The organism is Streptomyces aureus (assembly GCF_001418135.1).
GTDB lineage: Bacteria > Actinomycetota > Actinomycetes > Streptomycetales > Streptomycetaceae > Streptomyces > Streptomyces aureus_A.
Genome location: NZ_LIPQ01000656.1, coordinates 1 through 1420, shown reverse-complemented (window position 1 = coordinate 1420; position 1420 = coordinate 1). Strand labels below are relative to the sequence as shown.

Here is a 1420-nt window from a genome sequence, read left to right as displayed (position 1 = left end):
GTCCCCGCCCCGTCGCTTCCCGACCTCGGCCCCCGGCCGTGATCGGCGCGCCGGAATGATCGCTAAGAGGAAATTGTCCGATTAGCGCGTATCGTCGGCCCATGCCCACGCCATACGGATCCCGCGGCGGCATGGCGTTCAGCGCGGACGAGCTGCGTGTGCTCCGCCGTGCCCTCGCCGTCGCCCTCCACCCCGCCCCCCTTCAGGACGAGGACGTCCAGGACGCACTGCTCCTGGCCGAAGCCGTGGACGAGGCCGTGCGCGAGGCAGGCCGACTGCGCGCCTTCCTCCTCGACGACCTGGCCCGCTATCGCCAGGCGCTGCCCGGGTCGCTCAGCGGCTATCTGGGGCTCCTCCAGGACGCCCTCGCCGCCGGGTACGACCCCGCGGCGGACGACCTCGCCGCCCTGCGCGCGCTGCGCCGCAACCCCGCGGCCGCCGCGCTCCTCGCCCGCTGCCAGATCCTCGCCGAGCGCTCGGTGCGCGCGCGCCTGGCCCGGGTCTCCCAGGCCACCACCACCCCCGTCGCAGCCACCCGGGGCGCCAGAGCCCGGCTGCTGGCCCTCCCCGGCGGGCGTGCGGCGGCCGACGAGCCCAAGCCGACACCGCCGGCCCCGGCCGAGCGTCCGGTGCCCAAGCCGTCCGAGGTCTTCCCGCCACGCCGGAGGCCCGTACCCCCGCCCCCGCCGGAGGAGCGGGTCGCCGGATAGCTAGTCTGGTCGCCATGGACTACGTATCCGCGCTCGTGCCGCCCATCGTGATGGCCATCTTCTTCTTCGGTGTCGTCGCGATCATCATCAAGAGCCAGGGCGGGCCGAACAAGGCCAAGGAGGACGCGATCGTGGACGCCGCGATCGCCCGTGCCGAGGCCGTGCGCCAGTCGGCGGACAACGGCCGCCGGGACTGAGGTCCGGCGCGGACCACGAACCACCGCGGTACCAGGGACGTACGACCCGTCGAGGTCGTACGTCCTTTTTTGCGTTTCCATCCCTCAATGGCCCGTTAACGACTCTTTGCGCACTAAAGTGACGTTGTGCCCCGTCCTTTGGGAGAGCTCGAAGACGCCGTCATGACGCGCGTCTGGCAATGGAACCGTCCGGTGACCGTCCGAGAAGTTCTCGAGGACCTTCAGCAGGAACGGTCCATCGCCTACACCACCGTCATGACCGTCATGGACAATCTCCATCAGAAGGGCTGGGTCCGCAGAGAAGTCGAAGGCCGTGCCTATCGATATACGGCGGTCTCCACCCGCGCCGCTTACGCGGCCGCGCTGATGAACGAGGGATGGGCGCAGAGCGACAACCCCGCCGCCGCGCTCGTCGCCTTCTTCGGGATGATGTCGCAGGACCAGCGTGAAGCCCTGAACGACGCCATCCGTATCGTCCAGCGCGACAACCCGCTTCCCGACCCCGCCCCCGCC

At 70.6% G+C, this 1420-nt stretch carries 3 protein-coding genes; all 3 read left to right on the top strand.

The annotated features are described in order from the left end of the window. Positions 1-131: 131 nt before the first annotated feature. Positions 132-710, top strand: a complete 579-nt coding sequence (locus AOK00_RS35735) for a hypothetical protein (RefSeq protein ID WP_173861742.1) — start codon at positions 132-134, stop codon at positions 708-710. Positions 711-724: 14 nt separating this feature from the next. Next, a complete protein-coding gene (locus AOK00_RS35730; protein ID WP_055604259.1) occupies positions 725-907 on the top strand; it encodes a hypothetical protein in 183 nt (60 codons plus the stop codon). A gap of 126 nt (positions 908-1033) precedes the next feature. Further along, positions 1034-1420 (top strand): BlaI/MecI/CopY family transcriptional regulator (locus tag AOK00_RS35725; RefSeq protein ID WP_107097530.1); only part of this gene is annotated, 387 nt, incomplete at its 3' end.